The organism is Kosakonia sp., assembly GCF_032104925.1.
In the GTDB taxonomy this organism is placed as follows: domain Bacteria; phylum Pseudomonadota; class Gammaproteobacteria; order Enterobacterales; family Enterobacteriaceae; genus Kosakonia.
This window is the reverse complement of sequence record NZ_DAMCGF010000009.1, coordinates 1-24,562: the sequence shown is the minus strand read 5'-3', so window position 1 is coordinate 24,562 and position 24,562 is coordinate 1. Positions and strand designations below refer to the sequence as shown.

Genomic DNA, 24,562 nt, shown 5'->3' with positions numbered 1-24,562 from the left:
AGACATCGCACGTTTCACTCTGAAAACAACGTGAAAGGAACCTCAAATGGACGACCAACTAAAACAAAGTGCCCTCGATTTTCACGAATTCCCCCGTCCGGGGAAGATTCAGGTCTCCCCGACAAAACCGCTGGCAACACAGCGCGATCTGGCACTGGCCTACTCTCCTGGCGTCGCCGCGCCTTGTCTTGAGATCGAAAAAGACCCGCTGGCAGCCTACAAATACACCGCGCGCGGCAATCTGGTCGCTGTGGTATCCAACGGTACTGCGGTACTCGGCCTTGGCAATATTGGCGCACTGGCCGGTAAACCCGTGATGGAAGGCAAAGGCGTACTGTTCAAAAAATTCGCCGGAATCGATGTGTTTGATATCGAAGTGGATGAACACGATCCGGACAAACTGATTGATGTTGTGGCCGCGCTGGAACCGACCTTTGGCGGCATTAACCTGGAAGACATCAAAGCGCCGGAGTGCTTCTACATTGAAGCGAAGCTGCGCGAACGCATGAATATTCCGGTATTCCACGACGATCAGCACGGTACGGCGATTATCAGCACCGCCGCTATTCTCAACGGCCTGCGCGTGGTCGAGAAGAACCTCTCCGATGTGCGCATGGTGGTTTCCGGCGCGGGCGCAGCGGCGATTGCCTGTATGAACCTGCTGGTGGCGCTTGGCATGCAGAAACACAACATTGTGGTCTGCGACTCAAAAGGCGTTATCTACAAAGGCCGCGAACCGAATATGGCGGAAACCAAAGCCGCTTATGCCGTTGACGATGACGGCAAACGCACGCTGGCGGATGTGGTTGCCGGTTCGGACATCTTCCTTGGTTGTTCCGGGCCGAAAGTGCTGACCCCTGAAATGGTTAAAGGTATGGCGCGCCAGCCGCTGATCCTCGCGCTGGCGAACCCGGAACCGGAAATTCTGCCGGATCTGGCAAAAGCGGTGCGCCCGGACGCCATTATCTGCACCGGCCGTTCTGATTACCCCAACCAGGTAAACAACGTTCTTTGCTTCCCGTTTATTTTCCGTGGCGCGCTGGATGTCGGCGCAACGGCAATTAACGAAGAGATGAAGCTGGCGGCAGTTAACGCTATCGCGGAACTGGCGCATGCTGAGCAGAGCGAAGTGGTGGCTTCAGCCTATGGCGACCAGGATCTCAGCTTTGGCCCGGATTACCTGATCCCGAAACCGTTTGATCCGCGCCTGATTGTCAAAATCGCGCCTGCGGTGGCAAAAGCCGCCATGGATTCCGGCGTGGCGACGCGACCTATCGCTGATTTCGATGCTTATGTCGATAAGCTCACTGAATTTGTCTACAAAACCAATCTGTTTATGAAGCCGATCTTCTCGCAGGCGCGTAACGCACCGAAACGCGTAGTGCTGGCAGAAGGTGAGGAGCCGCGCGTACTGCATGCCACGCAGGAACTGGTGACGTTAGGGCTGGCAAAACCGATCCTGATTGGCCGTCCGAGCGTCATTGAGATGCGTATTCAGAAACTCGGTTTGCAAATCCGCCCGGATGTGGATTTTGAAATCGTCAATAACGAGTCCGATCCGCGCTTTAAAGAGTACTGGATGGAGTACTTCAACATCATGAAACGCCGCGGCGTGACGCAGGAGCAGGCGCAACGCGCGGTGATCGGTAACACCACCATTATTGGCGCGATCATGGTGCATCGTGGCGAAGCGGACGCGCTGATTTGTGGCACCATCGGTGATTATCACGAGCATTTCAGTGTACTGCAGCCGATCTTCGGCTACCGCGAGAATGTCCATGTCGCAGGCGCGATGAACGCTTTATTGCTGCCAAGCGGCAACACCTTTATCGCCGATACTTACGTCAATGAGGATCCCAGCGCGGAAGAGCTGGCGGAGATCACCATTCTGGCGGCGGAAACGGTACGCCGTTTCGGCATTGAACCGCGCGTGGCGCTGCTTTCGCATTCGCAGTTTGGTTCATCGAACGCGCCTGCGGCGGTGAAAATGCGCGATACGTTAGCGCTGGTGCGTGAACGCGCGCCGGAGCTAATGATTGATGGCGAAATGCACGGTGACGCGGCGCTGGATGAGAGTATCCGCCATGAACGTATGCCGGATAGCCCGCTGAAAGGGGCGGCGAATATTCTGATTATGCCAAACGTAGAAGCGGCGCGAATCAGCTACAACCTGCTGCGCGTGTCCAGTTCGGAAGGGGTGACCGTAGGGCCGGTACTGATGGGCGTGGCGAAACCGGTCCATGTGCTGACACCGATTGCCTCGGTGCGGCGTATCGTCAATATGGTCGCGCTGGCGGTGGTGGAGGCGCAAACGCAGCCGCTGTAATGTTTGTGTCTGCGAACCGTCGATAATCGGATTGTCGCTTGTTGAGTTGTTTTTGAAGGAAGCCGCTCGCTCTTTTTGTCCGGGCGACATTCAATCGCGATGGGTTGCGTTCCGCTGAAATCGGCGAACCGAAGAGTGAGTAACAAGGTCTGGAGGCCATGGATGGCGGCCTGAAGCGAATCGAGCCACGGACAAAATTGCCCCGGGAGCCATTCTGAACAGCGCTTGCGCTGACTCCGAAGGGGCAAGTAATCGCGAATCGAGCTGACCGCAGGCACGCACTCGGGAAGTGAGCGTAGTGCAAAGCACCGATTTATCGCGCAGATGCGGGCATTGAAAAGGGGAGCGCGGCAGCTCCCCTTTTCCCGTTCACATGTAGCGATGTTTCAGAAATTGTTGAACATCTGTGCACGGAACAATACCTCATCAGCGACATATCCGTTGAACAGCGCACTTTATCCGGCTTGAGAATTAAAGAAATTACACCCAGTCTCTGACTTTTATAAACTCGCTGAGGGCGGCTTCCGGGCTGCCTTCGGCGGGCTGATAATTGTATTCCCAGCGCACCAGCGGCGGCATCGACATCAGAATGGATTCAGTGCGCCCGCCGGTTTGTAAGCCAAACAGGGTGCCGCGATCCCACACCAGATTGAACTCCACATACCGGCCGCGACGGTAAAGCTGGAAGTCGCGCTCGCGCTCGCCATAAGGCGTGGCTTTGCGGCGTTCAACAATCGGCAAATAAGCCTTGAGATAGCCATTACCCACCGCCTGCATAAAAGCGAAGCAGTGATCGAAATCCGGCGTGTTGAGATCGTCGAAAAACAACCCGCCAATGCCGCGCTGTTCATCACGGTGTTTAAGGTAGAAGTAATCGTCACACCACTTTTTATAGCGTGGATATACCTCTTCGCCGAACGGCAAACAGATATCGCGCGCTGTGCGGTGCCAGTGGCGAGCATCCTCTTCAAAACCGTAGTAGGGCGTTAAATCAAAGCCGCCGCCAAACCACCACACCGGTTCCGCACCGGGTTTTTCGGCGATAAAAAAGCGCACATTGGCATGGCTGGTGGGTACATACGGATTACGCGGATGAACCACCAGCGAAACGCCCATCGCTTCGAAACTGCGACCCGCCAGTTCCGGGCGGTGCGCGGTGGCCGAAGCGGGCATTGCGTCGCCGTGAACGTGCGAAAAATTGACGCCCGCCTGTTCAAACACGCTGCCATCACGCAGCACACGGCTGCGCCCACCGCCACCTGCCGCACGCGTCCACGCATCTTCAATAAATGCGCTGCCATCAAGGGCACTCAGCTGGTCACAGATCTTGTGCTGCAAATTTAGCAGGGCGTTTTTAACCGGGTGGATATCAGGCGTGGTCATCCGCGTCTCTTCGTGTGGGCTTTGTGATTATCAAACCAGCTAAAATAGCTGAGTACACCGTCGGCAATGGCGCTGGCGATTTTCTGGCGAAACGCCGCTGTGCCGAGCAGCTTCTCTTCTGCCGGGTTGGTGATAAACGAGGTTTCCACCAGCACGGACGGTATCGAAGGCGATTTTAGCACCACAAATGCCGCCTGTTCTGTGTTGCGGCTATGCAGGCGGTGTACCGGTTTGATCTGCTTGAGAATATGCGAGCCGAGCGTCAGGCTGTTTTTAATGGTGTCAGTTTGCACCAAATCGAACAGCACTTGCTGGAGCAGGTGATCTTTGTCTCTGGCTTTTTTCCCGGCCAGATCGTCGGCGGCGTTTTCTTTATCCGACAGGTATTTCGCCATCGCGCTACTGGCGCCGCGATTGGAAAGCGCAAACACCGACGCGCCCGCAGCGCTTGGGTTGGTGAAGCCGTCGGCGTGGATCGACATAAACAGATCTGCACCGTGCTGGTGGGCAATCTCTACGCGATCATAAAGCGGAATAAATTTATCGCCGGTGCGCGTCAGGCGCGCATCAATTCCCTGCGCACGCAACTGGGCGCGGACGTTTTTGGCGATCGCCAGCACCACGTGTTTTTCTTGCGAACCGTTATGACCAATCGCGCCGGTATCAATACCGCCGTGGCCCGGATCAAGCATCACAATGCGTTTCGCGCCGGCTTTCCTGGCTTTCGGTTTACTGTGCCCGGGCGTGGTTTTAAGTGGTGTCTCGTCCTTTGCGATAGCGCGAGACATACCCGTTAATGTCAGGGCGGCCAGGCCTGCTTTCAGCACCTGACGACGCGAGGTAAGTGTTTTTAAAGGTTTAAAGGTGCTCATACGCCTGAATTGTCTTATTCGTGGTCCCTGGTGTTATATCGTATCGTGTTTACCGTTACGACTATCCGTGCGAACTAATGTTTTACTTTTCATTTCAATACGTGACAGAGTGACATTATGCCAAATTTCAGTGCTGAAGATGCCGGATATTGGCGACAGAGGCGCTTAGGGCCATAATCTACGTTTACACAGCTGAAAATGACGGGGAATACCATGGAGATACGCGTTTTTCGCCAGGAAGATTTCGAAGAAGTGATCACCTTGTGGGAGCGTTGTGAGCTGTTGCGACCATGGAACGATCCGGAAATGGATATTGAACGCAAAGTGAATCACGATGTGAGTCTGTTTCTGGTCGCCGAAGTCGGCGGGGAAGTGGTCGGCACGGTGATGGGCGGTTATGACGGTCATCGCGGATCGGCTTATTACCTTGGCGTTCATCCTGAGTTTCGCGGGCGCGGCATCGCTAACGCCTTGTTGAGCCGGCTGGAGAAAAAGCTGATTGCCCGCGGCTGCCCGAAAATCAACCTGATGGTGCGGGAAGATAACGAGATGGTTATCGGCATGTATGAGCGCCTCGGTTATGAACATATGGATTCGGCCAGTCTGGGCAAGCGTTTGATTGAAGATGAAGAGTACTGAGATTTATCCCGCCGATTACGACAGTCATGGTCGCCTGAAACTCCCTTTTCTGTTCTGGTGCGTGTTGCTGCTACAGGCACGCACCTGGGTGCTGTTTGTTATTGCGGGGGCATCGCGCGGGCAGGGGGATGCGCTGTTAGCGTTGTTTTACCCCGATCACGATGATTTCTGGCTGGGCTTGCTGCCCGGTATTCCTGCGGCATTGACCTTTTTACTGAGCGGCCGCCGCGATCATTTTCCCCGCCTGTGGCGCGCACTCTACCCGCTGGTATTGCTGGTGCAACTGGCGCTGCTGGTATGGCAACCCTGGCGCTGGTTTACCGGCGAGGCGCTCTCCGGGATTGGGCTGTTTCTGGTTATCGCCGATCTGTTTGCGCTGTGGTGGCTTGCGACAAACCGGCGTCTTCGGGCCTGTTTTTCCCTTGCTCAACATTAAGCGGCACTTTTTTCTCTTCCGGGACTCCAACAGGCGTTCAATGAATAAAAGGAATGAAGCATGAAATCCCTGCGTACACTTATTTGCGTTCTGCCGCTGGCGTTATCCGGCTGCTCGACGCTGGCTTCCGTCAACTGGTCGGCGGCCTATCCGTGGAACTGGTTTGGTTCATCTGTCGAGGTGAGCGACAACGGCGTTGGTAACATCACCGCCAGCACGCCACTAAACGAGCAGGCAATTCAGGATGCGCTGGGTGGCGATTACCACCTGCGTAGCGGCATGAAGACGGAAAAAGGCAGTATCGTTCGTTATTTTGAAGCGCTAAAAGACGACAAACTGGCGCTGGTGGTGAACGGAGAAAACGGCACTGTCAGCCGTATTGATGTGCTCGACAATAGTATCGCCACGGATAAAGGGGTAAAAATCGGCGCGCCGTTCAATTCGCTGTTTGATAAAGCTTTCGGTAACTGTGTGAAAGGTGCGGGCGATGACAGCGTGGGCGTAGAGTGTAAAGCGCCGGGTAGCCAGCATATCAGCTATGTGTTTACCGGCCAGTGGAGCGGCCCGGAAGGGTTGATGCCATCCGATGATGCGCTGAAAAACTGGAAAGTGAGCAAGTTCATCTGGCGCCGTTAATTTGATCTCAACTCGCTGCTGCTGGGGGAAAAACAGGTACAATACCGCGATTATCGCCACGGTTTCGTGGCCTGTTTTTTTCCAGGAGGAGTCATGTCCCAGGTTCAAAGCGGCATTTTGCCAGAACATTGCCGTGCGGCGATTTGGATTGAAGCCAACGTGAAAGGGGACACCGATGCCCTGCGTGTGGCGAGCCGCGTATTCGCCGATAAGCTGGCGACCTTTCAATTGCAATTCCCCGATGCGGCGCTGGGCGCGACTATTGCCTTTGGCAACAAGACCTGGCGCGCACTGAACGGTGCCGAAGGCGCAGACGAGCTAAAAGATTTTCCGGCGTATGGCAAAGGCCTGGCGCCCGCCACACAGCGAGATGTGCTGATCCATATTCTTTCTCTGCGCCACGATGTGAATTTCTCCGTCGCTCAGGCTGCGCTGGCGGCGTTCGGTGAGTCGCTTGACGTTAAAGAAGAGACGCACGGTTTCCGCTGGGTGGAAGAGCGCGATTTGAGCGGCTTTATCGATGGTACGGAAAACCCGGCAGGCGATGAGAAACGCCGCGAGGTTGCCATTATTCAGGATGGCGTGGACGCCGGCGGCAGCTACGTGATGGTGCAGCGTTGGGAGCATAACCTCAAGCAGCTTAATCGCATGAGCGTGGGCGATCAGGAGATGATGATCGGCCGCACCAAAGAGGCCAATGAAGAGATCGACGGTGATGCGCGCCCCGACACGTCACACCTGACGCGTGTTGATCTGAAAGAGAACGGCAAAGGGCTGAAAATCGTCCGCCAGAGCCTGCCTTATGGCACCGCCAGCGGCACGCATGGGCTCTATTTCTGCACCTATTGCGCCCGTTTGTACAACATTGAGCAGCAACTGCTGAGCATGTTTGGCGATACCGATGGTAAGCGCGACGCCATGCTGCGTTTTACCCGCCCGGTGACCGGCGGCTACTACTTCGCGCCGTCGCTGGATACGCTGCTGGCGCTGTAAACCACGCACTTCTGCAGACCGGGGAAACCCGGTCACTGCTCCCTTCTGCTTATATTCTTTTCTGATTCCAAATCACCAATTGGTATATAAAACCGTTACTGGTTTCACACCCGTTATAAATAAACTGAGTGACGAAATGTCATCAGCTTATAAGGGTGCGCAATGGCCGTTAACTTACTGAAAAAAGGATATCTGACGCTGGCAGCGCTGACGCTGTGGGCCGCTCAGGCACAAGCGACGGAACTGCTTAACAGCTCTTATGATGTATCACGCGAGCTCTTTGCGGCCCTTAACACGCCGTTCGAACAGCAATGGGCGAAAGATAACGGCGGTGACAAGCTGACCATTAAGCAATCTCACGCTGGCTCCTCAAAGCAGGCGCTGGCGATTCTGCAAGGGTTGAAAGCGGACGTCGTGACCTATAACCAGGTCACCGACGTGCAGATCCTGCACGACAAAGGCAACCTGATCCCGGCGGACTGGCAGAGCCGTTTGCCGAATAACAGCTCGCCGTTCTACTCAACGATGGCGTTTCTGGTTCGCAAAGGTAACCCGAAGAACATTCACGACTGGAACGATCTGGTGCGCAGTGATGTAAAACTGATTTTCCCGAACCCGAAAACCTCCGGCAATGCGCGCTACACCTATCTGGCGGCCTGGGGCGCAGCGGATCAAGCGGATGGCGGCGACAAAGCCAAAACTCAGCAGTTTATGACCCAGTTCCTCAAAAACGTTGAAGTGTTCGACACCGGCGGTCGCGGCGCAACAACTACCTTTGTTGAGCGCGGGCTTGGCGATGTGCTGATCTCGTTTGAATCGGAAGTGAATAACATCCGTAAGCAGTATGAAGCGCAGGGTTTTGAGGTTGTCGTACCGAAAGTCAACATCCTGGCTGAATTCCCGGTTGCGTGGGTGGATAAAAACGTGAAAGCCAACGGCACAGAAAAAGCGGCCAAAGCTTATCTCACCTGGCTTTACAGCCCACAGGCGCAAACCATCATCACTGATTACTACTATCGCGTGAACAACCCGGAAGTGATGGCGAAACTGAGCGATAAATTCCCGCAGACGGCGCTGTTCCGCGTAGAGGACAAGTTTGGTTCCTGGCCTGAAGTGATGAAAACCCATTTCGCCAGCGGTGGTGAGCTGGACACGTTGCTGGCGGCGGGGCGTAAGTGATGTTTGCAGGATCAAAACGCGTGCTGCCTGGCTTTGGTTTAAGCCTTGGCAGCAGCCTGTTTTTTGTTTGTCTGATATTGCTGTTGCCACTGAGCGCACTGGTGATGCAGCTGGCGCAGATGAGCTGGGCGCAATACTGGGAGGTGGTCACGAATCCGCAGGTTGTGGCCGCTTATAAAGTCACGCTGATTGCAGCCTTTGTCGCCTCCGTTTTTAACGGCGTGTTTGGCTTGCTGATGGCATGGATCCTTACTCGTTACCGCTTTCCGGGCCGCACCCTGCTGGATGCGCTGATGGATCTACCTTTTGCGCTGCCAACGGCAGTGGCGGGTCTGACGCTGGCCTCGCTGTTTTCGGTGAATGGTTTTTACGGCGAATGGCTAGCGAAGTTTGATATCAAAGTGACTTATACCTGGCTCGGTATCGCGGTGGCGATGGCATTTACCAGCATTCCGTTTGTGGTGCGCACCATTCAGCCGGTACTGGAAGAGCTGGGGCCGGAATATGAAGAGGCGGCGGAAACCCTGGGCGCGACGCGCTGGCAAAGTTTTCGCAAAGTGGTGCTGCCGGAACTCTCTCCTGCATTGATGGCGGGCGTAGCGTTGTCGTTTACCCGCAGCCTTGGCGAGTTTGGCGCGGTGATCTTCATCGCCGGTAACATCGCCTGGAAGACCGAAGTGACCTCGTTGATGATTTTTGTACGCTTGCAGGAGTTTGATTACCCGGCGGCGAGCGCGATTGCCTCGGTGATCCTGGCGGCTTCTTTGCTGTTGCTGTTTTCCATTAACACCCTGCAAAGTCGCTTTGGTCAGCGTGTGGTAGGTCACTAATGGCGGAAATAACTGAATTGAAACGCTATGACAAGCCTCAGGTGAACTGGGGCAAATGGTTTTTGATTGGCACGGGAGTGATTGTCTCGGCGTTTATCCTCGTCGTGCCGATGGTTTACATTTTCGTGCAGGCGTTTAGCAAAGGCCTGATGCCAGTTCTGGAAAACCTCGCGGACGCCGACATGCTCCATGCCATCTGGCTGACGGTGCTGGTTGCGCTGATCTCGGTGCCGCTGAACCTGATATTCGGCACGTTGCTGGCCTGGCTGGTGACGCGCTTTAATTTCCCGGGCCGCCAGTTACTGTTGACGCTGCTGGATATTCCCTTTGCTGTGTCGCCGGTGGTCGCAGGTCTGATCTATCTGCTGTTTTATGGCTCAAACGGCCCACTTGGCGGCTGGCTGGATGCGCATAATCTGCAAATTATGTTCGCCTGGCCGGGCATGGTGCTGGTTACCGTGTTTGTGACTTGCCCGTTTGTCGTGCGTGAACTGGTGCCGGTGATGTTAAGCCAGGGCAGCCAGGAAGATGAAGCGGCGATTCTGCTTGGCGCGTCCGGCTGGCAGATGTTCAAGCGCGTGACGCTACCGAATATCCGCTGGGCGCTGTTGTACGGCGTAGTGCTCACTAACGCGCGGGCGATTGGCGAATTTGGCGCGGTGTCAGTGGTTTCCGGTTCTATCCGCGGTGAAACCCTGTCGCTGCCGCTGCAAATTGAATTACTGCAGCAGGATTACAACATCGTCGGTTCGTTTACCGCTGCGGCTCTGCTGACGTTGATGGCTATTTTGACGTTGTTTTTAAAGAGTGCGTTGCAGTGGCGTTTGAATAATCAGGAAAAACGCCAGCAACAGGAGGGAAATCATGAGCATTGAGATTGCCAATATTAAGAAGTCTTTTGGTCGCACCCAGGTGCTGAATGATATCTCTCTTGATATCCCATCCGGCCAGATGGTGGCGTTGCTGGGCCCGTCCGGTTCCGGTAAAACCACGTTGCTGCGTATTATTGCTGGTCTTGAGCATCAGACCAGCGGGCGCATTCGTTTTCATGGTACTGACGTCAGCCGTTTGCATGCGCGCGAGCGCCGCGTCGGTTTTGTGTTCCAGCATTATGCGCTGTTTCGTCATATGACGGTGTTCGACAATATCGCTTTCGGCCTGACGGTGCTGCCGCGCCGCGAACGGCCAAATGCGGCGGCGATCAAAGCGAAAGTGATGCAACTGCTGGAGATGGTGCAACTGGCACATCTGGCAGACCGTTTCCCGGCGCAGCTTTCCGGTGGGCAGAAACAGCGTGTGGCGCTGGCGCGTGCGCTGGCGGTGGAGCCGCAAATCCTGTTGCTGGATGAACCTTTCGGCGCGCTTGATGCGCAGGTGCGTAAAGAGCTGCGTCGCTGGTTGCGCCAGTTGCATGAAGAGCTGAAATTCACCAGCGTATTCGTGACGCACGATCAGGAAGAGGCGACGGAAGTTGCCGATCGCGTCGTTGTGATGAGCCAGGGCAACATTGAACAGGCGGATGCGCCGGATCAGGTCTGGCGAGAGCCCGCCACCCGCTTTGTGCTGGAGTTTATGGGTGAGGTTAACCGCCTGAAAGGCACCGTGAGCGGTGGGCAATTCCATGTTGGTGCGCACCGCTGGCCGCTTGGTTATACGCCGGCTTACCAGGGGGATGTCGATCTGTTCCTGCGCCCGTGGGAAGTGGATGTCAGCCGTCGCACCAGCCTCGATTCTCCGCTGCCGGTACAGGTGCTGGAAGCCAGTCCGAAGGGTCATTACACCCAACTGGTTGTGCAACCGCTGGGCTGGAACCCGGAGCCGTTGACCGTGGTGATGCGTGATGAACATCCCCCCCAGCGCGGTGAGCGTCTGTTTGTCGGCCTGCAACATGCCCGTTTATATAACGGTAATGAACGCATTGAGGCCCGCGCAGAACTTGCTCTGGCGGATTCTGCCTGATAGCTTAAACAGACGTGGTTTCTGCCGGATAGCGTACAGCTTTGCCCGGCCTACAAGCCCGGTATGCATCCTGCGACCGGGTTTTTTATTGGACAGCGATTGTGAACACATTAGAACAAACCATTGGCAATACGCCGCTGGTCAAATTGCAACGCCTGAGCCCGGACAACGGGAGTGAAATCTGGGTCAAACTGGAAGGCAACAATCCGGCGGGATCGGTAAAAGACAGAGCGGCACTGTCGATGATTGTGCAGGCGGAACAGCGTGGGGAGATTAAACCCGGCGACGTACTGATTGAAGCGACCAGCGGTAATACAGGTATCGCGCTGGCGATGATCGCCGCGCTGAAAGGCTACCGCATGAAATTGCTGATGCCGGACAACATGAGCCAGGAGCGGCGCGCCGCGATGCGTGCCTACGGCGCGGAGTTGATTCTGGTCAGCAAAGAGCAGGGAATGGAAGGGGCGCGCGATCTGGCACTGGCGATGTCAGCGCGCGGTGAAGGCAAACTGCTCGATCAGTTTAACAACCCGGATAACCCCTACGCACATTACACCACCACCGGCCCGGAAATCTGGCGGCAGACCAGCGGGCGAATCACGCATTTTGTCTCCAGTATGGGCACGACTGGCACCATCACAGGCGTATCGCGTTTTCTGCGCGAGCAGGATAAAAAAGTGACGATTGTCGGTTTGCAGCCGGAAGAGGGCAGCAGTATTCCCGGCATTCGCCGCTGGCCTGCCGAGTATATGCCGGGGATTTTTAACGCGTCTCTGGTTGATGAGGTACTGGATATCCATCAGCGCGAAGCGGAAAATATCATGCGCGCGCTGGCGGTACAGGAAGGCATTTTCTGCGGTGTCAGTTCCGGCGGCGCAGTAGCCGGGGCAATGCGGGTGGCGAAAGCGAACCCGGGCGCGGTGATCGTCGCCATTATTTGCGATCGCGGCGATCGCTATCTTTCTACTGGCGTATTTGGTGAAGAGAGTTATTCGCAGGGCGCGGGGATTTAACCCGTTAAGGAGACCGAATGGAGATGATCCTGTTCAGGGATAAGACTCGGGCGCAGCAGGCCGATATCGTTGCCGTACAATCACAGGTTGTCTACGGTAGCGTGGGCAACAGTATAGCGGTGCCGAATATTCGCCAGCACCATTTGAACGTACTGGCCGTGCCGACGGTGCTGTTCAGTAACACGCCGCACTATGACACCTTTTACGGCGGCGTCATTCCCGACGAGTGGTTTAGCGGCTATTTGCAGGCGCTGGAAGAGCGTGATGTTCTGCGTAGCGTTAAAGCGGTCACGACGGGATATATGGGTAGCGCCAGTCAGATTAAGCTGCTGGCGAAGTGGCTCACGGCGCTGCGGGAAAAACATCCACACCTGTTGATTCTGGTCGATCCGGTGATCGGCGATACCGATAGCGGCATTTACGTAAAACCAGAAATCCCGCAGGCATATTGTGAACATCTGCTGCCACTGGCGCAGGGCATTACGCCAAATGTGTTCGAGCTGGAAGTGCTGAGCGGTCAGCCATGCCGGGATTTGCAAAGTGCGATTGAGGCGGCAAAGGGCCTGCTATCGGCGTCGCTGCATTGGGTGGCGATCACCAGTGCGCCGGTTGAGCAGCAAGGTGAGCACATTCACGTGGTACTGGTTACCGCCGATGCGGTTCATATCAGCGGTTATCCGCGTGTGGCGACGGATCTCAAAGGTACTGGCGACCTGTTTTGTTCTGAACTGGTGAGCGGTATTGTTCAGGGTAAAGCGCTCGATGTGGCTATACAGGCTGCAGGAGATCGGGTCGTAGAAGTGATGGGATATACGCTGGAAAAAGGCTATGACGAGCTGATTTTACCGCCGCCGTAAAGCAAAAATGGCGCCTTTCGGCGCCATTCTTTTATGCATTACGCATTACTTTTTGATACGGATCACCGGGGTTTCACCCACGGTTACGCTACCAGAAAGTTTGATAAGCTCTTTGATTTCGTCCATGTTGGAGATTACCACCGGCGTCAGGGTTGACTTGGCTTTCTCTTCCAGCAGCGGCAGATCAAATTCGATTACCGGGTCGCCAACTTTTACGCGTTGGCCTTCTTCTGCGATGCGTTTGAAACCTTCACCTTTCAGTTCAACGGTGTCGATACCGAAGTGAACAAACAGTTCAATGCCACTATCGGATTCGATAGAGAAGGCATGGTTGGTTTCAAAGATTTTGCCGATAGTACCATCAACCGGGGCTACCATTTTGTTACCGGTCGGTTTGATAGCAATGCCATCGCCAACGATTTTCTCAGCGAACACAACATCCGGTACATCTTCAATGTTGACGATATCGCCAGAAAGCGGGGCAATAATCTCAATGGTTCCGGTGTCTTTTTTATCATCAGAAACCAAAGATTTCAGTTTATCGAAAAAACCCATGATCTTCTCCTAAGCAGTAATTTGGGCGCATCTCGCGGATTAGCAGATTGTTTTTTCTTCAATGAACTTGTTAACCAGCGTCATTAACTCGTCCGTTGTCGGTTGAGCAAGAGCCTGCTCTGCTAACACCTTCGCATCTTCGAAGTTTGTGTTACGAATAATCTTCTTAATGCGCGGGATAGAAATGGCGCTCATACTGAATTCATCCAGACCCATCCCCAGCAACAGAAGTGTAGCACGTTCGTCGCCAGCAAGCTCACCACACATGCCAGTCCATTTGCCTTCCGCATGAGAAGCATCAATAACTTGCTTGATCAGGGTGAGTACAGACGGTGACATCGGCTGGTAAAGATGTGAAATCATATCATTACCACGGTCAACCGCCAGGGTGTACTGCGTCAAATCATTGGTACCGATACTAAAGAAATCAACTTCTTTCGCCAGATGGCGGGCAATTGTCGCGGCAGCAGGGGTTTCTACCATCACGCCAATTTCAATGCTCTCGTCAAACGCCTTGCCTTCGTTACGCAATTCTTGTTTGTAGATCTCAATCTCTTTCTTCAGTGCGCGCACTTCTTCAACAGAGATGATCATCGGGAACATAATTCGCAGTTTACCGAAAGCGGAAGCGCGCAGAATAGCGCGTACCTGATCGCGCAGGATCTCTTTACGATCCATCGCAATACGTACGGCGCGCCAGCCCAGGAACGGGTTCTCTTCTTTCGGAAAATTCATGTACGGCAGCTCTTTGTCGCCGCCAATGTCCATGGTACGAACGATAACTGCCTGAGAACCGCAGGCTTCAGCCACCGCTTTGTAGGCGTCGAACTGCTCTTCTTCAGTCGGCAGGGCGTCGCGATCCATGAACAGGAATTCGGTACGGTACAGACCAACACCTTCAGCGCCATTGCGCTCAGCGCCCGCGATATCGCGAACGGTACCGATGTTGGCGCACACTTCCACCTGGTGACCATCAAGGGTGATCGCCGGCAGATCTTTCAGTTTCGCCAGTTCGGCTTTTTCTTCGGCAACCTGAGCCTGCGCCGCACGCAGTGTCTCAATCTCTTCGTCGCTTGGGTTAACGTAAACTTTATTGTTAACCGCATCGAGGATCAGATAATCGCCATTTTTAACCTGAGTGGTGACGCTACCTGTGCCCACAATCGCTGGCAACTCAAGGGAGCGTGCCATAATAGACGTGTGAGAAGTACGACCACCGATATCAGTGATAAAACCAAGCACTTTTTTCAGGTTCAGCTGAGCAGTTTCTGACGGTGTCAGATCGGCCGCAACCAGAATTACTTCTTCCTGAATCGCGCTCAGATCGATAATCGGCATACCCAGGATGTTGCGCAGCAGACGCTTACCGATGTCACGTACGTCAGCAGCACGTTCTTTCAGGTATTCATCATCCAGCTCTTCCAGGGCTGTAGCCTGACCTTCGATAACTTCATGCGCTGCCGCATCGGCAGTCATGTTCTTATCTTTAATCAGGGCTATGATTTCCTGCTCCAGCTCCTCATCTTCCAGCAGCATAATATGCCCTTCGAAGATGGCTTCTTTTTCTTCACCGAAAGTTTCACCCGCTTTCGTTTTGATTGCTTCCAGCTGTGCCGATGCTTTGGCACGACCGCTCAGGAAACGCTCAACTTCCTGGTCAACCTTGTCGGCAGAAATTTTCTTCCGGTCGATGACGATCTCGTCTTCTTTCAGCAGCAGTGCTTTGCCGAAAGCGATACCCGGGGATGCTAAAATGCCTGAAATCATAACCCTACCTTTACTTGTGACTGATCTTGAAAAGAACTCGTAAGTAAAACTTACTCAAGTTCTGCCATCAGTTTAACCAGATGCTCAACCGCTTTTTGCTCGTCTTCGCCTTCAGCGGTCAACGTCACAACAGTACCTTGAGTCAGGCCCAGAGTTTGCAGTTTGAACAGGCTTTTCGCGCTAGCGCTTTTGCCGTTAGAAGTCACAGTGATTTCAGAAGAGAAGCCTTTTGCTTCTTTAACAAACTGAGCAGCAGGGCGGGTATGCAGACCGTTCGGAGCGGTAATGGTAACTTCTTGCTGGAACATTGTATTTCCCCAACTTATAGGTTTAGTGTTGTGGAACTAAAGTCTAGCCTGGCGGCATGACTTTAGCCTGTATTGTTAGCGCCGGCGCAACGGGACAAACTACAGAAGCCTGCCTGGCGCAACCAAACGCTGGCGCTTCTGGCTGCTGACGTTTCGCTCGTCATTAAACATTATGCAGCGAAAGGCAGAATTGAACCAAATCATAAAATCGATTCAGCTTGGTGAAATCTTGCCTTCGATTAATTTCGCGCATCAAAATAAATGTGATGGTTAAATACCAGACCGGGAGGTTTCAGGCAATGCCAGGTAGGACAAAAATTTGATATATGCCACAAAAAAGCACCGCGATGGGTGCTTTTTTGAGCTGATTTAACAATCTGGCATCACTGTTGCAGTTCTTTTTCAGTAAACAGATCGGCAAACAATGCTGTGCTCAAATAACGCTCACCAGAAGATGGCAGAATCACCACGATATTCTTATTGGTAAAGGTCTCGTCTTCTTGCAATTTCAGCGCCGCCGCAACGGCAGCGCCTGAAGAGATACCCGCCAGAATACCTTCCTCTTCCATCAGACGACGCGCGGTGCTGATGGCTTCTTCGTTGGTGATTTTGACAACTTTGTCGATCAGTTTCAAATCCAGGTTGCCGGGAATAAAACCCGCGCCGATGCCCTGAATTTTGTGCGGTCCTGGCTTCAGCTCTTCGCCTGCCAGCGCCTGGGAAATAACAGGAGAGTCAGTTGGCTCGACCGCGACGGTGATCAGGTCAGTTTTGCCTTTGGTATTTTTGATATAACGCGTTACGCCAGTCAGCGTACCGCCAGTGCCCACGCCGGAGATAAATACATCAACCTGGCCATCGGTGTCTTCCCAGATTTCCGGGCCGGTGGTTTTTTCATGAATTTCCGGGTTAGCCGGGTTACTGAACTGCTGCAACAGCAGGAATTTCGCCGGATCGCTGGCGACAATTTCTTCCGCTTTCTGGATTGCGCCCTTCATGCCTTTGGCGCCTTCCGTCAGTACCAGGTTCGCGCCTAATGCCTTCAGCAGTTTACGGCGTTCGATACTCATGGTTTCCGGCATGGTCAGCGTCAGTTTGTAGCCGCGTGCAGCCGCTACATAGGCCAGTGCGATCCCGGTGTTACCACTGGTCGGTTCAACCAGTTCTACGCCCGGTTTCAGCACCCCGCGTTTTTCGGCATCCCAAATCATATTGGCACCGATACGGCATTTTACGCTGAAGCTTGGGTTACGTGATTCGACCTTCGCCAGAATGCGGCCGTTACCGATGCGGTTCAGTCGAACCAGCGGCGTATGACCAATCGTCAACGAGTTGTCTTCAAAAATCTTACTCATAGCCCGTCCTTAACTGTATGAAATTTGGGAACCACCTCAGCATACGCACTTACTGTTGATGGGGAAGTAAGGAAATCGCATATCTATATGCTGAGGTGAAATAATGCTAATCAGTATGGAATAAGAAACGGAATAAATCCTTATCGCCAAATTGCGTGTTTTTCCCGGTAGCAATCGACCCACATCGCCGTTGCGCCACACACCGCTACTGGCATCACGACCAGGTTCAACACCGGAATCATCGTAAACAGGCTGGTTAGCGCACCGAATTGCATATTTATAACCTTGCGTTCACGCAAGGAAACGCGCATCGCTTTAAACGGCACCTTATGGTTATCAAACGGGTAGTCGCAATACTGGATAGCGAGCATCCACGCACTGAACAGAAACCACAACACCGGGGCAATGGTTTGCCCAATACCGGGAATAAAATAAAGTACCAGCAGCAGCAGGGCGCGGGGCAGATACCAGGCTAGTTTTTGCCATTCGCGCTTCATGATACGCGGTACATCTTTTAGCAGCCCAAAAACGCCGACATCGGGCGGTGTCGCACCGGTAAGGCGTGCTTCCAGTTGTTCTGCCAGCAAGCCATTAAACGGAGCGGCAATCCAGTTCGCAAGGGTTGAGAAGAAGTAGCCGAACACCAACAAAATTGAGATAACGGCAATTGGCCACAGTAAATAGCTAAGCCATTGTAGCCACTCCGGCACATGGCTCATTAGCGAAGGGATCCAACTATCGAGCCGGGTAAACAGCCACCAGAACGCACCGCCCATCAGCAAAATATTCACCATTAATGGCAAGATCACAAAGCGGCGAATGCCTGGCAGAGTGACCAGTTTCCAGCCCTGGGAAAAGTAAAACATGCCGCTGCGAGCAACAGACGGGGATGATGAAACCATAATCTGGCCATACTCCTTTCATGACGACCGAAAACTGCAGCTTATAATATTCATCATACTGGGGAAACCCGTTCGGAAATGTTCGAAAAAACAGCAAAAAGCACAATTTCATTCATCTTTATGCTGTGAAAGACACGCGCGCACTTGCACTTGACGTAATGGGCAAATACTCTTAGTGAGTAAATGTTTGCCGTGGTGGCAAGGTGTTAGAACAACAGAGAATATAATGATGCAGGATTTGCGTCTGATATTAATCATTGTTGGCGCGATCGCCATAATTGCTTTGCTGGTTCATGGGTTTTGGACCAGTCGCAAAGAACGTTCGTCCATGTTCCGGGATCGCCCATTAAAACGCATGAAGTCGAGACGTGACGACGACGATTTGGATGACGAGGATGTCGAAGAAGACGAAGGCGTAGGTGAAGTGCGGGTTCATAAAGTGAACCACGCGCCGGGAGCCAGTAACGAGCAGGACGCGCCGCGTCAGCACCAATATCAGCCGCCTTATGCGTCGGCACAGCCACGCCCGTCGGCACCGCCGGTTCAACCCGCAGAGCCACCGCACCACGCGCAGCAGCCTTATTCCCAGCAGCAGCCGGAGCGCCCTGCGCAGGCACCTGCCTTTGAAACGCAGCCGGTGCGTCACGCACCGCAACAGCCTGTTGCCCCACAGTCACAGCCGCAACCAATGGCACCTCAGCAGCCTGCGCCGCAGTATCAATCGCAACCTGAAATTGCGCAGCCCGCGCCTCAGCCGGAACCTGAGCCGGTTGTCGAAGCGCCGGTGGAAAAACCGCAGCGCAAAGAAACCGTGATTATTATGAACGTTGCTGCACACCATGGCAGCACGTTGAATGGCGAAGTGCTGCTGAACAGCATTTTGCAGGCCGGGTTCAAATTCGGCGATATGAGCATCTTCCATCGTCATCTTAGCCCGGACGGCAGTGGCCCGGCGCTCTTCAGCCTGGCGAATATGGTGAACCCCGGCACGTTTGATGTCGATACGATGAGTGAGATGGCAACGCCAGGCGTCACCATCTTTATGCAGGTGCCTTCCTATGGCGACGAGTTGCAAAACTTTAAACTGATGCTGCAATCCGCACAGCATATCGCCGATGAAGTTGGTGGTGTGGTGCTGGACGATCAGCGTCGGATGATGACGCCGCAGAAATTACGTGAATACCAGGATCGTATTCGCGAGGTCAAAGACGCCAACGCGTAACGGGACCACGAACATTATTTCCTTCCAGAACCCCCGCCAGTCGGGGGTTTTTTATCATTGATGGTGCAATATGGACTCAATTGAACAACAACTGACAGAACTGCGAACCAGCCTTCGCCATCATGAATATCTGTACCACGTTATGGACGCGCCGGAGATCCCGGACGCCGAGTACGATCGTCTGATGCGTGAACTGCGTGAGCTCGAAGCGCAGCGCCCTGATTTAGTCACGCCGGATTCGCCAACGCAGCGTGTTGGCGCAGCGCCGCTTACGGCTTTTAGCCAGATACGCCATGAAGTGCCGATGTTGTCGCTGGACAACGTGTTTGACGAAGAGAGTTTCCTCGCTTTTAACAAACGTGTGCAGGACAGGCTGAAAAGCACCGACGCGCTTACCTACTGCTGCGAGCTAAAGCTGGATGGCCTGGCGGTCAGTATTCTCTACGAAAACGGTGTGCTGATGCGTGCGGCAACGCGCGGCGATGGCACCACCGGAGAGGATATCACCACTAACGTGCGCACTATCCGCGCCATCCCGCTCAAGCTGCACGGCGACAATATCCCCGCCCGTCTTGAAGTGCGTGGTGAAGTGTTTTTGCCGCAATCGGGTTTTGAAAAAATCAACGAAGATGCGCGTCGTACCGGTGCGAAAGTCTTTGCCAACCCGCGCAATGCAGCCGCAGGCTCATTGCGCCAGCTCGATCCGCGTATCACCGCCAAACGCCCGCTGACCTTCTTCTGCTATGGCATCGGTATTCTCGAAGGCGGCGAACTGCCGCGCAGCCATCTGGGGCGTTTGCAGCAGTTCAAAGCCTGGGGGCTGCCGGTAAGTGACCGCATACGCCTTTGCAACACGCCGGAAGAGGTGCTGGCTTTCTATCACCAGGTTGAAGCCGATCGCCCAACGCTCGGTTTTGATATTGACGGCGTGGTGATTAAGGTCGACTCGCTCGATTTACAGGAACAGTTGGGCTTTGTCGCCCGCGCGCCGCGCTGGGCAGTCGCTTTTAAATTCCCGGCGCAGGAGCAGATGACCTTTGTTCGCGATGTGGAATTCCAGGTCGGGCGAACCGGCGCAATTACGCCTGTCGCCAGGCTTGAGCCGGTACACGTTGCCGGGGTGCTGGTCAGCAATGCAACGCTGCACAACGCCGATGAAATTGACCGCCTTGGCTTGCGGATTGGCGACAAAGTAGTGATTCGCCGCGCCGGTGATGTTATCCCGCAGGTGGTCAATGTGGTGCTTTCCGAACGCCCGGAAGAGACGCGTGAAGTGGTTTTCCCGACGCACTGCCCGGTGTGTGGTTCCGATGTTGAGCGTGTTGAAGGCGAAGCGGTGGCTCGCTGTACCGGTGGCTTAATTTGCGGTGCTCAGCGTAAAGAGTCACTGAAGCATTTTGTCTCCCGTCGCGCGATGGATGTGGATGGTATGGGCGACAAGATAATCGACCAACTGGTTGAAAAAGAGTACGTCCACACGCCGGCAGACCTGTTCCGCCTGACGGCCGGTAAGCTGACGGGGCTGGATCGTATGGGGCCTAAATCGGCGCAAAACGTGGTCAATGCGCTGGAGAAAGCCAAAGAGACGACCTTTGCCCGTTTCCTCTATGCGCTCGGTATCCGCGAGGTTGGCGAAGCCACAGCCGCTGGTCTGGCGGCTTACTTTGGTACGCTGGAGGCGCTGATGGCAGCAAGCGTTGATGAGCTGCAAAAAGTACCTGATGTCGGGGTTGTGGTCGCGAAGCACGTGGACAACTTCTTCAATGAAGAGAGCAACCGCGAGGTTATCCGCCAGTTAGTTGAGGATGTTGGCATTCACTGGCCTGCGCCGGTTGTCGTCAAGGCTGAAGAGATCGACAGCCCGTTTGCCGGGAAAACCATCGTGCTGACCGGTAGCCTGAGCCAGCTTTCGCGCGATGACGCCAAAGCACGTTTAACAGCCTTAGGGGCAAAAGTGGCGGGCAGCGTGTCGAAGAAAACGGATCTGGTGATTGCCGGGGAAGCCGCAGGCTCTAAGCTTGCGAAAGCGCAGGAACTGGGTATAGAGGTTATCGACGAAGCTGAGATGATGCGCCTGCTGGGAGCGTAAATGGAAAAGGAACAGCTGGTCGAGATTGCAAATACGCTCATGCCGTTTGGTAAATATCAGGGGCGGCGGCTTATCGATCTGCCCGAAGAGTATCTGCTGTGGTTTGCCCGGAAGGATTCGTTTCCCGCCGGGCGGCTGGGCGAGTTGATGCAAATAACGTTACTGATCAAAACGGAAGGGCTGAGCCACCTGGTACAGCCCCTGAAACGCAATTAAGCTTTCGCCGCTTCCTGCGCCTGCTGTTGCTCTGTTTGACGTTTATAACGGCGCGCCAGCACGGCGCAGACCATCAACTGGATCTGATGGAAGATCATCAGCGGCAGCACCATCATGCCAATCACCGACGTCGGGAACAGGATGTTGGCCATAGGAATACCGTTGGCGAGGCTCTTTTTCGAACCGCAGAAAACAATAGTGATTTCATCGGCTTTGTTAAAGCCACATTTCCGTGCCACCACTACGTTCACTACGATGACAATCGCCAGCAACACCAGGCTTGCCACCACGATAAACAGCAGCGAACCGATGCCCACTTTATGCCAGATGCCGTTCACCACCGCTTCGCTAAAGGCGGAGTAAACCACCAGCAGAATCGACGTCTGGTCGGTTTTTGAAATCCATTTCTTATGCTTTGCCACAAAAGCGCCGGTCCACGGGCGGGAAAGATGCCCCAGCACAAACGGCAGCAGCAGTTGCAGCATGATCTTGCCCACTTGCTCAAGACTGCCTTCTGCGCCGTGCAGATCCATCAGCAGGCCGACCAGCAGCGGCGACAGGAAGATGCCGAGTAAGCTGGAAGCCGATGCTGAGCAAACCGCCGCCGCGACATTACCGCCCGCCAGCGAGGTAAAGGCAATTGCCGATTGAACGGTCGCAGGCAGAATGCACAAATACAGAAAACCGGTATACAGCTCCTGGCTGACATTCACCGGCGACCACCAGACAAACAGCACCCCGAGCGCCGGGAAAAGCACAAACGTGCTGCACATTACCCAAAGATGTAAACGCCAGTGGCTACCGCCAGCGATGATCGCCTCGCGCGACAACTTCGCCCCATGCATAAAAAACAGCAGCGCAATGGCGGCGGTGGTCAGCCCCTCGAAAAATGGCACAAAACCGCCGCGCGCCGGGAAGAAAGAGGCCAGCAAAACGGTACATACCAGCGTGAGCGTAAAAGGATCAAGGATACGAAAAAGTTTCATGTGCACTCCTGAAAGTCGGTGTCGCTATTGTGCTTTTTCTACTTTGAGAAATAAAATTGATTTATTGCATCCATTCATGAATTTATAAGATGAATTATTCCTTACGTCAGTTACGTGTCTTCGTCACGGTGGCGCAAGCCAAGAGTTTTAGCCGGGCTGGGGAGATAATCGGCCTCAGCCAGTCGGCGGTAAGCCACAGCGTGAAAGAGCTGGAACTGCAAACCGGCGTGCGCTTACTCGACCGCACCACCCGCGAAGTGGTGCTGACCGAAGCCGGGCATCAACTGGCCGGACGCCTCGAACGACTGTTAGATGAGCTTAGCAGCACGCTGCGTGAAGCCGGGCGTGTCGGGCAGCAACTGACTGGCACGGTGCGCGTGGCGGCGAGCCAGACCATTTCGGCGCACCTGATCCCGCAATGCATCGCCAGCAGCAACCAGCGTTATCCGGAAATTGATTTTGTGTTGCACGACAGGCCGCAGCAATGGGTGCTGGAGAGCATTCGCCAGGGCGAGGTGGATTTTGGCATTGTTATCGATCCTGGCCCGGTGAACGATTTTGAAAGCGAAGAGATCCTTGAGGAGCCATTCTTTTTGCTGTGTCGTAACGATCATCCGTGGGCACAGCTTGCTGAGGTGCCGTGGTCGGCGCTGGATGAGGCGCAATTAGTGGTGCAGGATTACGCGTCTGGTAGCCGACCGCTTATCGATGCGGCGCTGCGCCATTTCGCCGTACGCGCAACAATCGTGCAGGAGATTGGCCACCCGGCAACCCTGTTTCCGATGGTCGAAGCGGGAATAGGCATTAGTATTCTGCCCGCACTCGCCTTGCCGCTGCCGCAGGGAAGCGAGCTGGCGGTAAAACGGCTGGTGCCGGATATGCAGCGCAAAATTATGCTGGTGCGGCGAAAAAACAGGTCGCTCTCAGGGGCGGCGCAGGCATTGTGGGAAGTTGTCAGAGAACAGGCCCGGTGTTTAAACCAGGCCCGTGAGGACGATCCGTTATTTACTCAGACGTAAATATCAATCTGATGATCGTCGGAAGGTTTGTTAACACCTTCCGCTTTCGTTTGCGGGTGCTGCTGGGCTTGTTTCTGCTCTGCTTCTTCAGCCTGTTTGCGCTGCAGTTGCGCCAGCTGCGCTTGCAGTTGCTGGATTTCAGTCTGAATCATCTCTTGCTGTTTCTTCTTGTCTTCCGTAGAACCGCTCCCGTTAGCGATTTCTTTCAGCTGCTGCGTCAGCTTGGTGATCTTCTGAGTAATGCGGCTGATTTGCGAAGCGGTATCGTTGCCGGTAGACGATGAACTACCCGCGCTACCCGTTTGAATTGACGCTGTTGGTGTCGAAATTGTGGTCATTGCACACTCCTTTTTGCCATAAAACATGGTTATCGGCCGACATCATCTATTTCTTGAATTGTGTTCATCGAATGGCCGTTCGGCGGGCATCATATCGGGATATTAAGGATAAATTATGGATATACATTACCGTGTTTACTTATTGAAAATACTGTAATTTTATTCGTTTTCACATTGTGGTCAGGGTGGTTTTTTTAGCTAACTTAACGTGGATTTAATTGTTTGTATGCTGCTTTAAGGTAAATTGTTCGGCGGGAAAAATTCATCGATTTACTGGTCACATAACTGGAATCGCGCGGGTTGGTAATCACTGGATTTCAACTGACGGCTGGAACAGGGCAGGAGAATGGTGAATAGCAGATAGCAAAAAAGCGCCGCCAGCGCCGTTTTTACATTGGAGGGTGGTGCAGGATGACTCGCTTTACTCGCCTTCGGGCCGTCGCCGCAAGCGGCGACCTTGTCTCACTACGTTCGACCCGAACCTGCTGCAGGTCCGAATTTTTAACTTGGGCAGATAGCAAAAAAGCGCCTTTAGGGCGCTTTTTTACATTGGTGGGTCGTGCAGGATTCGAACCTGCGACCAATTGATTAAAAGTCAACTGCTCTACCAACTGAGCTAACGACCCGAAGTGGTGGGTGATGACGGGATCGAACCGCCGACCCCCTCCTTGTAAGGGAGGTG

At 54.1% G+C, this 24,562-nt stretch carries 24 protein-coding genes, 1 tRNA gene and 1 other RNA gene; 15 read left to right on the top strand and 11 right to left on the bottom strand.

The window, feature by feature from the left end; all coding sequences use genetic code 11:
• Positions 1–46 precede the first annotated feature (46 nt).
• Positions 47–2,326 (top strand): NADP-dependent oxaloacetate-decarboxylating malate dehydrogenase, encoded by a 2,280-nt coding sequence (maeB, locus tag RT644_RS17215; protein WP_045510298.1) that lies wholly within the window; start codon positions 47–49, stop codon positions 2,324–2,326.
• A gap of 480 nt (positions 2,327–2,806) precedes the next feature.
• On the opposite strand, the gene hemF is transcribed toward maeB, so the two are convergent.
• Positions 2,807–3,709: an oxygen-dependent coproporphyrinogen oxidase gene (hemF, locus tag RT644_RS17210; protein ID WP_313627362.1), complete on the bottom strand. Its 903-nt coding sequence runs from the start codon at positions 3,707–3,709 to the stop codon at positions 2,807–2,809.
• Positions 3,706–4,581 (bottom strand): N-acetylmuramoyl-L-alanine amidase AmiA, encoded by an 876-nt coding sequence (gene amiA / locus RT644_RS17205; RefSeq protein WP_313627361.1) that lies wholly within the window; start codon positions 4,579–4,581, stop codon positions 3,706–3,708. Before amiA ends, hemF begins: the two co-directional genes overlap by 4 nt.
• 213 nt (positions 4,582–4,794) lie before the next feature.
• On the opposite strand from amiA, the gene RT644_RS17200 reads away from it, so the two are divergent.
• From RT644_RS17200 to pdxK, 10 genes are all read left to right on the top strand, one after another.
• Positions 4,795–5,220 (top strand): GNAT family acetyltransferase, encoded by a 426-nt coding sequence (locus tag RT644_RS17200; RefSeq protein WP_017458925.1) that lies wholly within the window; start codon positions 4,795–4,797, stop codon positions 5,218–5,220.
• On the top strand, positions 5,207–5,656 hold the full coding sequence (locus tag RT644_RS17195) for a DUF2919 domain-containing protein (RefSeq protein ID WP_313627360.1): 450 nt from the start codon (positions 5,207–5,209) through the stop codon (positions 5,654–5,656). The genes RT644_RS17200 and RT644_RS17195 overlap by 14 nt, the downstream gene beginning before the upstream one ends.
• Positions 5,657–5,716: 60 nt before the next feature.
• Positions 5,717–6,292 carry an RpoE-regulated lipoprotein gene (locus RT644_RS17190; RefSeq protein WP_313627359.1) on the top strand — a complete coding sequence of 192 codons (576 nt, stop codon included), beginning with the start codon at positions 5,717–5,719 and terminating at the stop codon, positions 6,290–6,292.
• A gap of 93 nt (positions 6,293–6,385) precedes the next feature.
• The gene (locus RT644_RS17185; RefSeq protein WP_313627358.1) at positions 6,386–7,285 is read left to right on the top strand and encodes a Dyp-type peroxidase; all 900 of its coding nucleotides are present in this window, start codon (positions 6,386–6,388) and stop codon (positions 7,283–7,285) included.
• Positions 7,286–7,447: 162 nt separating this feature from the next.
• The gene (locus RT644_RS17180) at positions 7,448–8,464 is read left to right on the top strand and encodes a sulfate ABC transporter substrate-binding protein (protein WP_020454656.1); all 1,017 of its coding nucleotides are present in this window, start codon (positions 7,448–7,450) and stop codon (positions 8,462–8,464) included.
• Positions 8,464–9,294, top strand: a complete 831-nt coding sequence (gene cysT, locus RT644_RS17175; RefSeq protein WP_017458920.1) for a sulfate/thiosulfate ABC transporter permease CysT — start codon at positions 8,464–8,466, stop codon at positions 9,292–9,294. The genes RT644_RS17180 and cysT overlap by 1 nt, the downstream gene beginning before the upstream one ends.
• On the top strand, positions 9,294–10,169 hold the full coding sequence (cysW, locus tag RT644_RS17170) for a sulfate/thiosulfate ABC transporter permease CysW (protein ID WP_269230600.1): 876 nt from the start codon (positions 9,294–9,296) through the stop codon (positions 10,167–10,169). The genes cysT and cysW overlap by 1 nt, the downstream gene beginning before the upstream one ends.
• A complete protein-coding gene (gene cysA, locus RT644_RS17165; protein ID WP_269230601.1) occupies positions 10,159–11,253 on the top strand; it encodes a sulfate/thiosulfate ABC transporter ATP-binding protein CysA in 1,095 nt (364 codons plus the stop codon). The genes cysW and cysA overlap by 11 nt, the downstream gene beginning before the upstream one ends.
• Before the next feature lie 101 nt (positions 11,254–11,354).
• The gene (gene cysM, locus RT644_RS17160; RefSeq protein ID WP_313627357.1) at positions 11,355–12,266 is read left to right on the top strand and encodes a cysteine synthase CysM; all 912 of its coding nucleotides are present in this window, start codon (positions 11,355–11,357) and stop codon (positions 12,264–12,266) included.
• A gap of 17 nt (positions 12,267–12,283) precedes the next feature.
• On the top strand, positions 12,284–13,123 hold the full coding sequence (gene pdxK / locus RT644_RS17155; RefSeq protein ID WP_313627356.1) for a pyridoxine/pyridoxal/pyridoxamine kinase: 840 nt from the start codon (positions 12,284–12,286) through the stop codon (positions 13,121–13,123).
• Positions 13,124–13,168: 45 nt separating this feature from the next.
• On the opposite strand, the gene crr is transcribed toward pdxK, so the two are convergent.
• The 5 genes from crr to cysZ all read right to left on the bottom strand — a co-directional run bounded on the left by crr (position 13,169) and on the right by cysZ (position 18,010).
• Positions 13,169–13,678, bottom strand: a complete 510-nt coding sequence (crr, locus tag RT644_RS17150) for a PTS glucose transporter subunit IIA (protein WP_020454651.1) — start codon at positions 13,676–13,678, stop codon at positions 13,169–13,171.
• A gap of 39 nt (positions 13,679–13,717) precedes the next feature.
• Positions 13,718–15,445 (bottom strand): phosphoenolpyruvate-protein phosphotransferase PtsI, encoded by a 1,728-nt coding sequence (gene ptsI, locus RT644_RS17145; RefSeq protein ID WP_020454650.1) that lies wholly within the window; start codon positions 15,443–15,445, stop codon positions 13,718–13,720.
• Positions 15,446–15,495: 50 nt separating this feature from the next.
• Complete coding sequence (ptsH, locus tag RT644_RS17140) at positions 15,496–15,753, bottom strand: phosphocarrier protein Hpr (protein WP_007370907.1); 258 nt, start codon at positions 15,751–15,753, stop codon at positions 15,496–15,498.
• A gap of 383 nt (positions 15,754–16,136) precedes the next feature.
• Positions 16,137–17,108 carry a cysteine synthase A gene (cysK, locus tag RT644_RS17135; protein ID WP_017458913.1) on the bottom strand — a complete coding sequence of 324 codons (972 nt, stop codon included), beginning with the start codon at positions 17,106–17,108 and terminating at the stop codon, positions 16,137–16,139.
• A gap of 140 nt (positions 17,109–17,248) precedes the next feature.
• On the bottom strand, positions 17,249–18,010 hold the full coding sequence (gene cysZ / locus RT644_RS17130) for a sulfate transporter CysZ (protein WP_045510272.1): 762 nt from the start codon (positions 18,008–18,010) through the stop codon (positions 17,249–17,251).
• 226 nt (positions 18,011–18,236) lie between these two features.
• Here cysZ and zipA point away from each other — a divergent pair, with 226 nt between their 5' ends.
• From zipA to RT644_RS17115, 3 genes are all read left to right on the top strand, one after another.
• Positions 18,237–19,232, top strand: a complete 996-nt coding sequence (gene zipA, locus RT644_RS17125) for a cell division protein ZipA (RefSeq protein WP_045510270.1) — start codon at positions 18,237–18,239, stop codon at positions 19,230–19,232.
• Positions 19,233–19,302: 70 nt separating this feature from the next.
• Positions 19,303–21,321, top strand: a complete 2,019-nt coding sequence (ligA, locus tag RT644_RS17120) for an NAD-dependent DNA ligase LigA (protein WP_045510268.1) — start codon at positions 19,303–19,305, stop codon at positions 21,319–21,321.
• Positions 21,322–21,537: a DUF3820 family protein gene (locus RT644_RS17115; protein WP_020454646.1), complete on the top strand. Its 216-nt coding sequence runs from the start codon at positions 21,322–21,324 to the stop codon at positions 21,535–21,537.
• Here the strand turns inward: RT644_RS17115 and RT644_RS17110 are convergent.
• Entirely contained in the window at positions 21,534–22,523 is a 990-nt protein-coding gene (locus RT644_RS17110) for a bile acid:sodium symporter family protein (protein WP_020454645.1), read from the bottom strand. The two genes, RT644_RS17115 and RT644_RS17110, sit on opposite strands and share 4 nt — an antisense overlap.
• Before the next feature lie 89 nt (positions 22,524–22,612).
• Between RT644_RS17110 and RT644_RS17105 the strand changes: the two genes are divergently transcribed.
• Positions 22,613–23,542 (top strand): LysR family transcriptional regulator, encoded by a 930-nt coding sequence (locus tag RT644_RS17105; RefSeq protein WP_045510263.1) that lies wholly within the window; start codon positions 22,613–22,615, stop codon positions 23,540–23,542.
• Here the strand turns inward: RT644_RS17105 and RT644_RS17100 are convergent.
• From RT644_RS17100 to RT644_RS17090, 3 genes are all read right to left on the bottom strand, one after another.
• Entirely contained in the window at positions 23,533–23,880 is a 348-nt protein-coding gene (locus tag RT644_RS17100; RefSeq protein ID WP_313627355.1) for a FlxA-like family protein, read from the bottom strand. The two genes, RT644_RS17105 and RT644_RS17100, sit on opposite strands and share 10 nt — an antisense overlap.
• 395 nt (positions 23,881–24,275) lie before the next feature.
• Positions 24,276–24,406: non-coding RNA, RtT sRNA (locus RT644_RS17095), on the bottom strand.
• A 24-nt stretch (positions 24,407–24,430) separates the two neighbouring features.
• Positions 24,431–24,506 (bottom strand) — tRNA-Lys (locus RT644_RS17090).
• Positions 24,507–24,562: the final 56 nt, after the last annotated feature.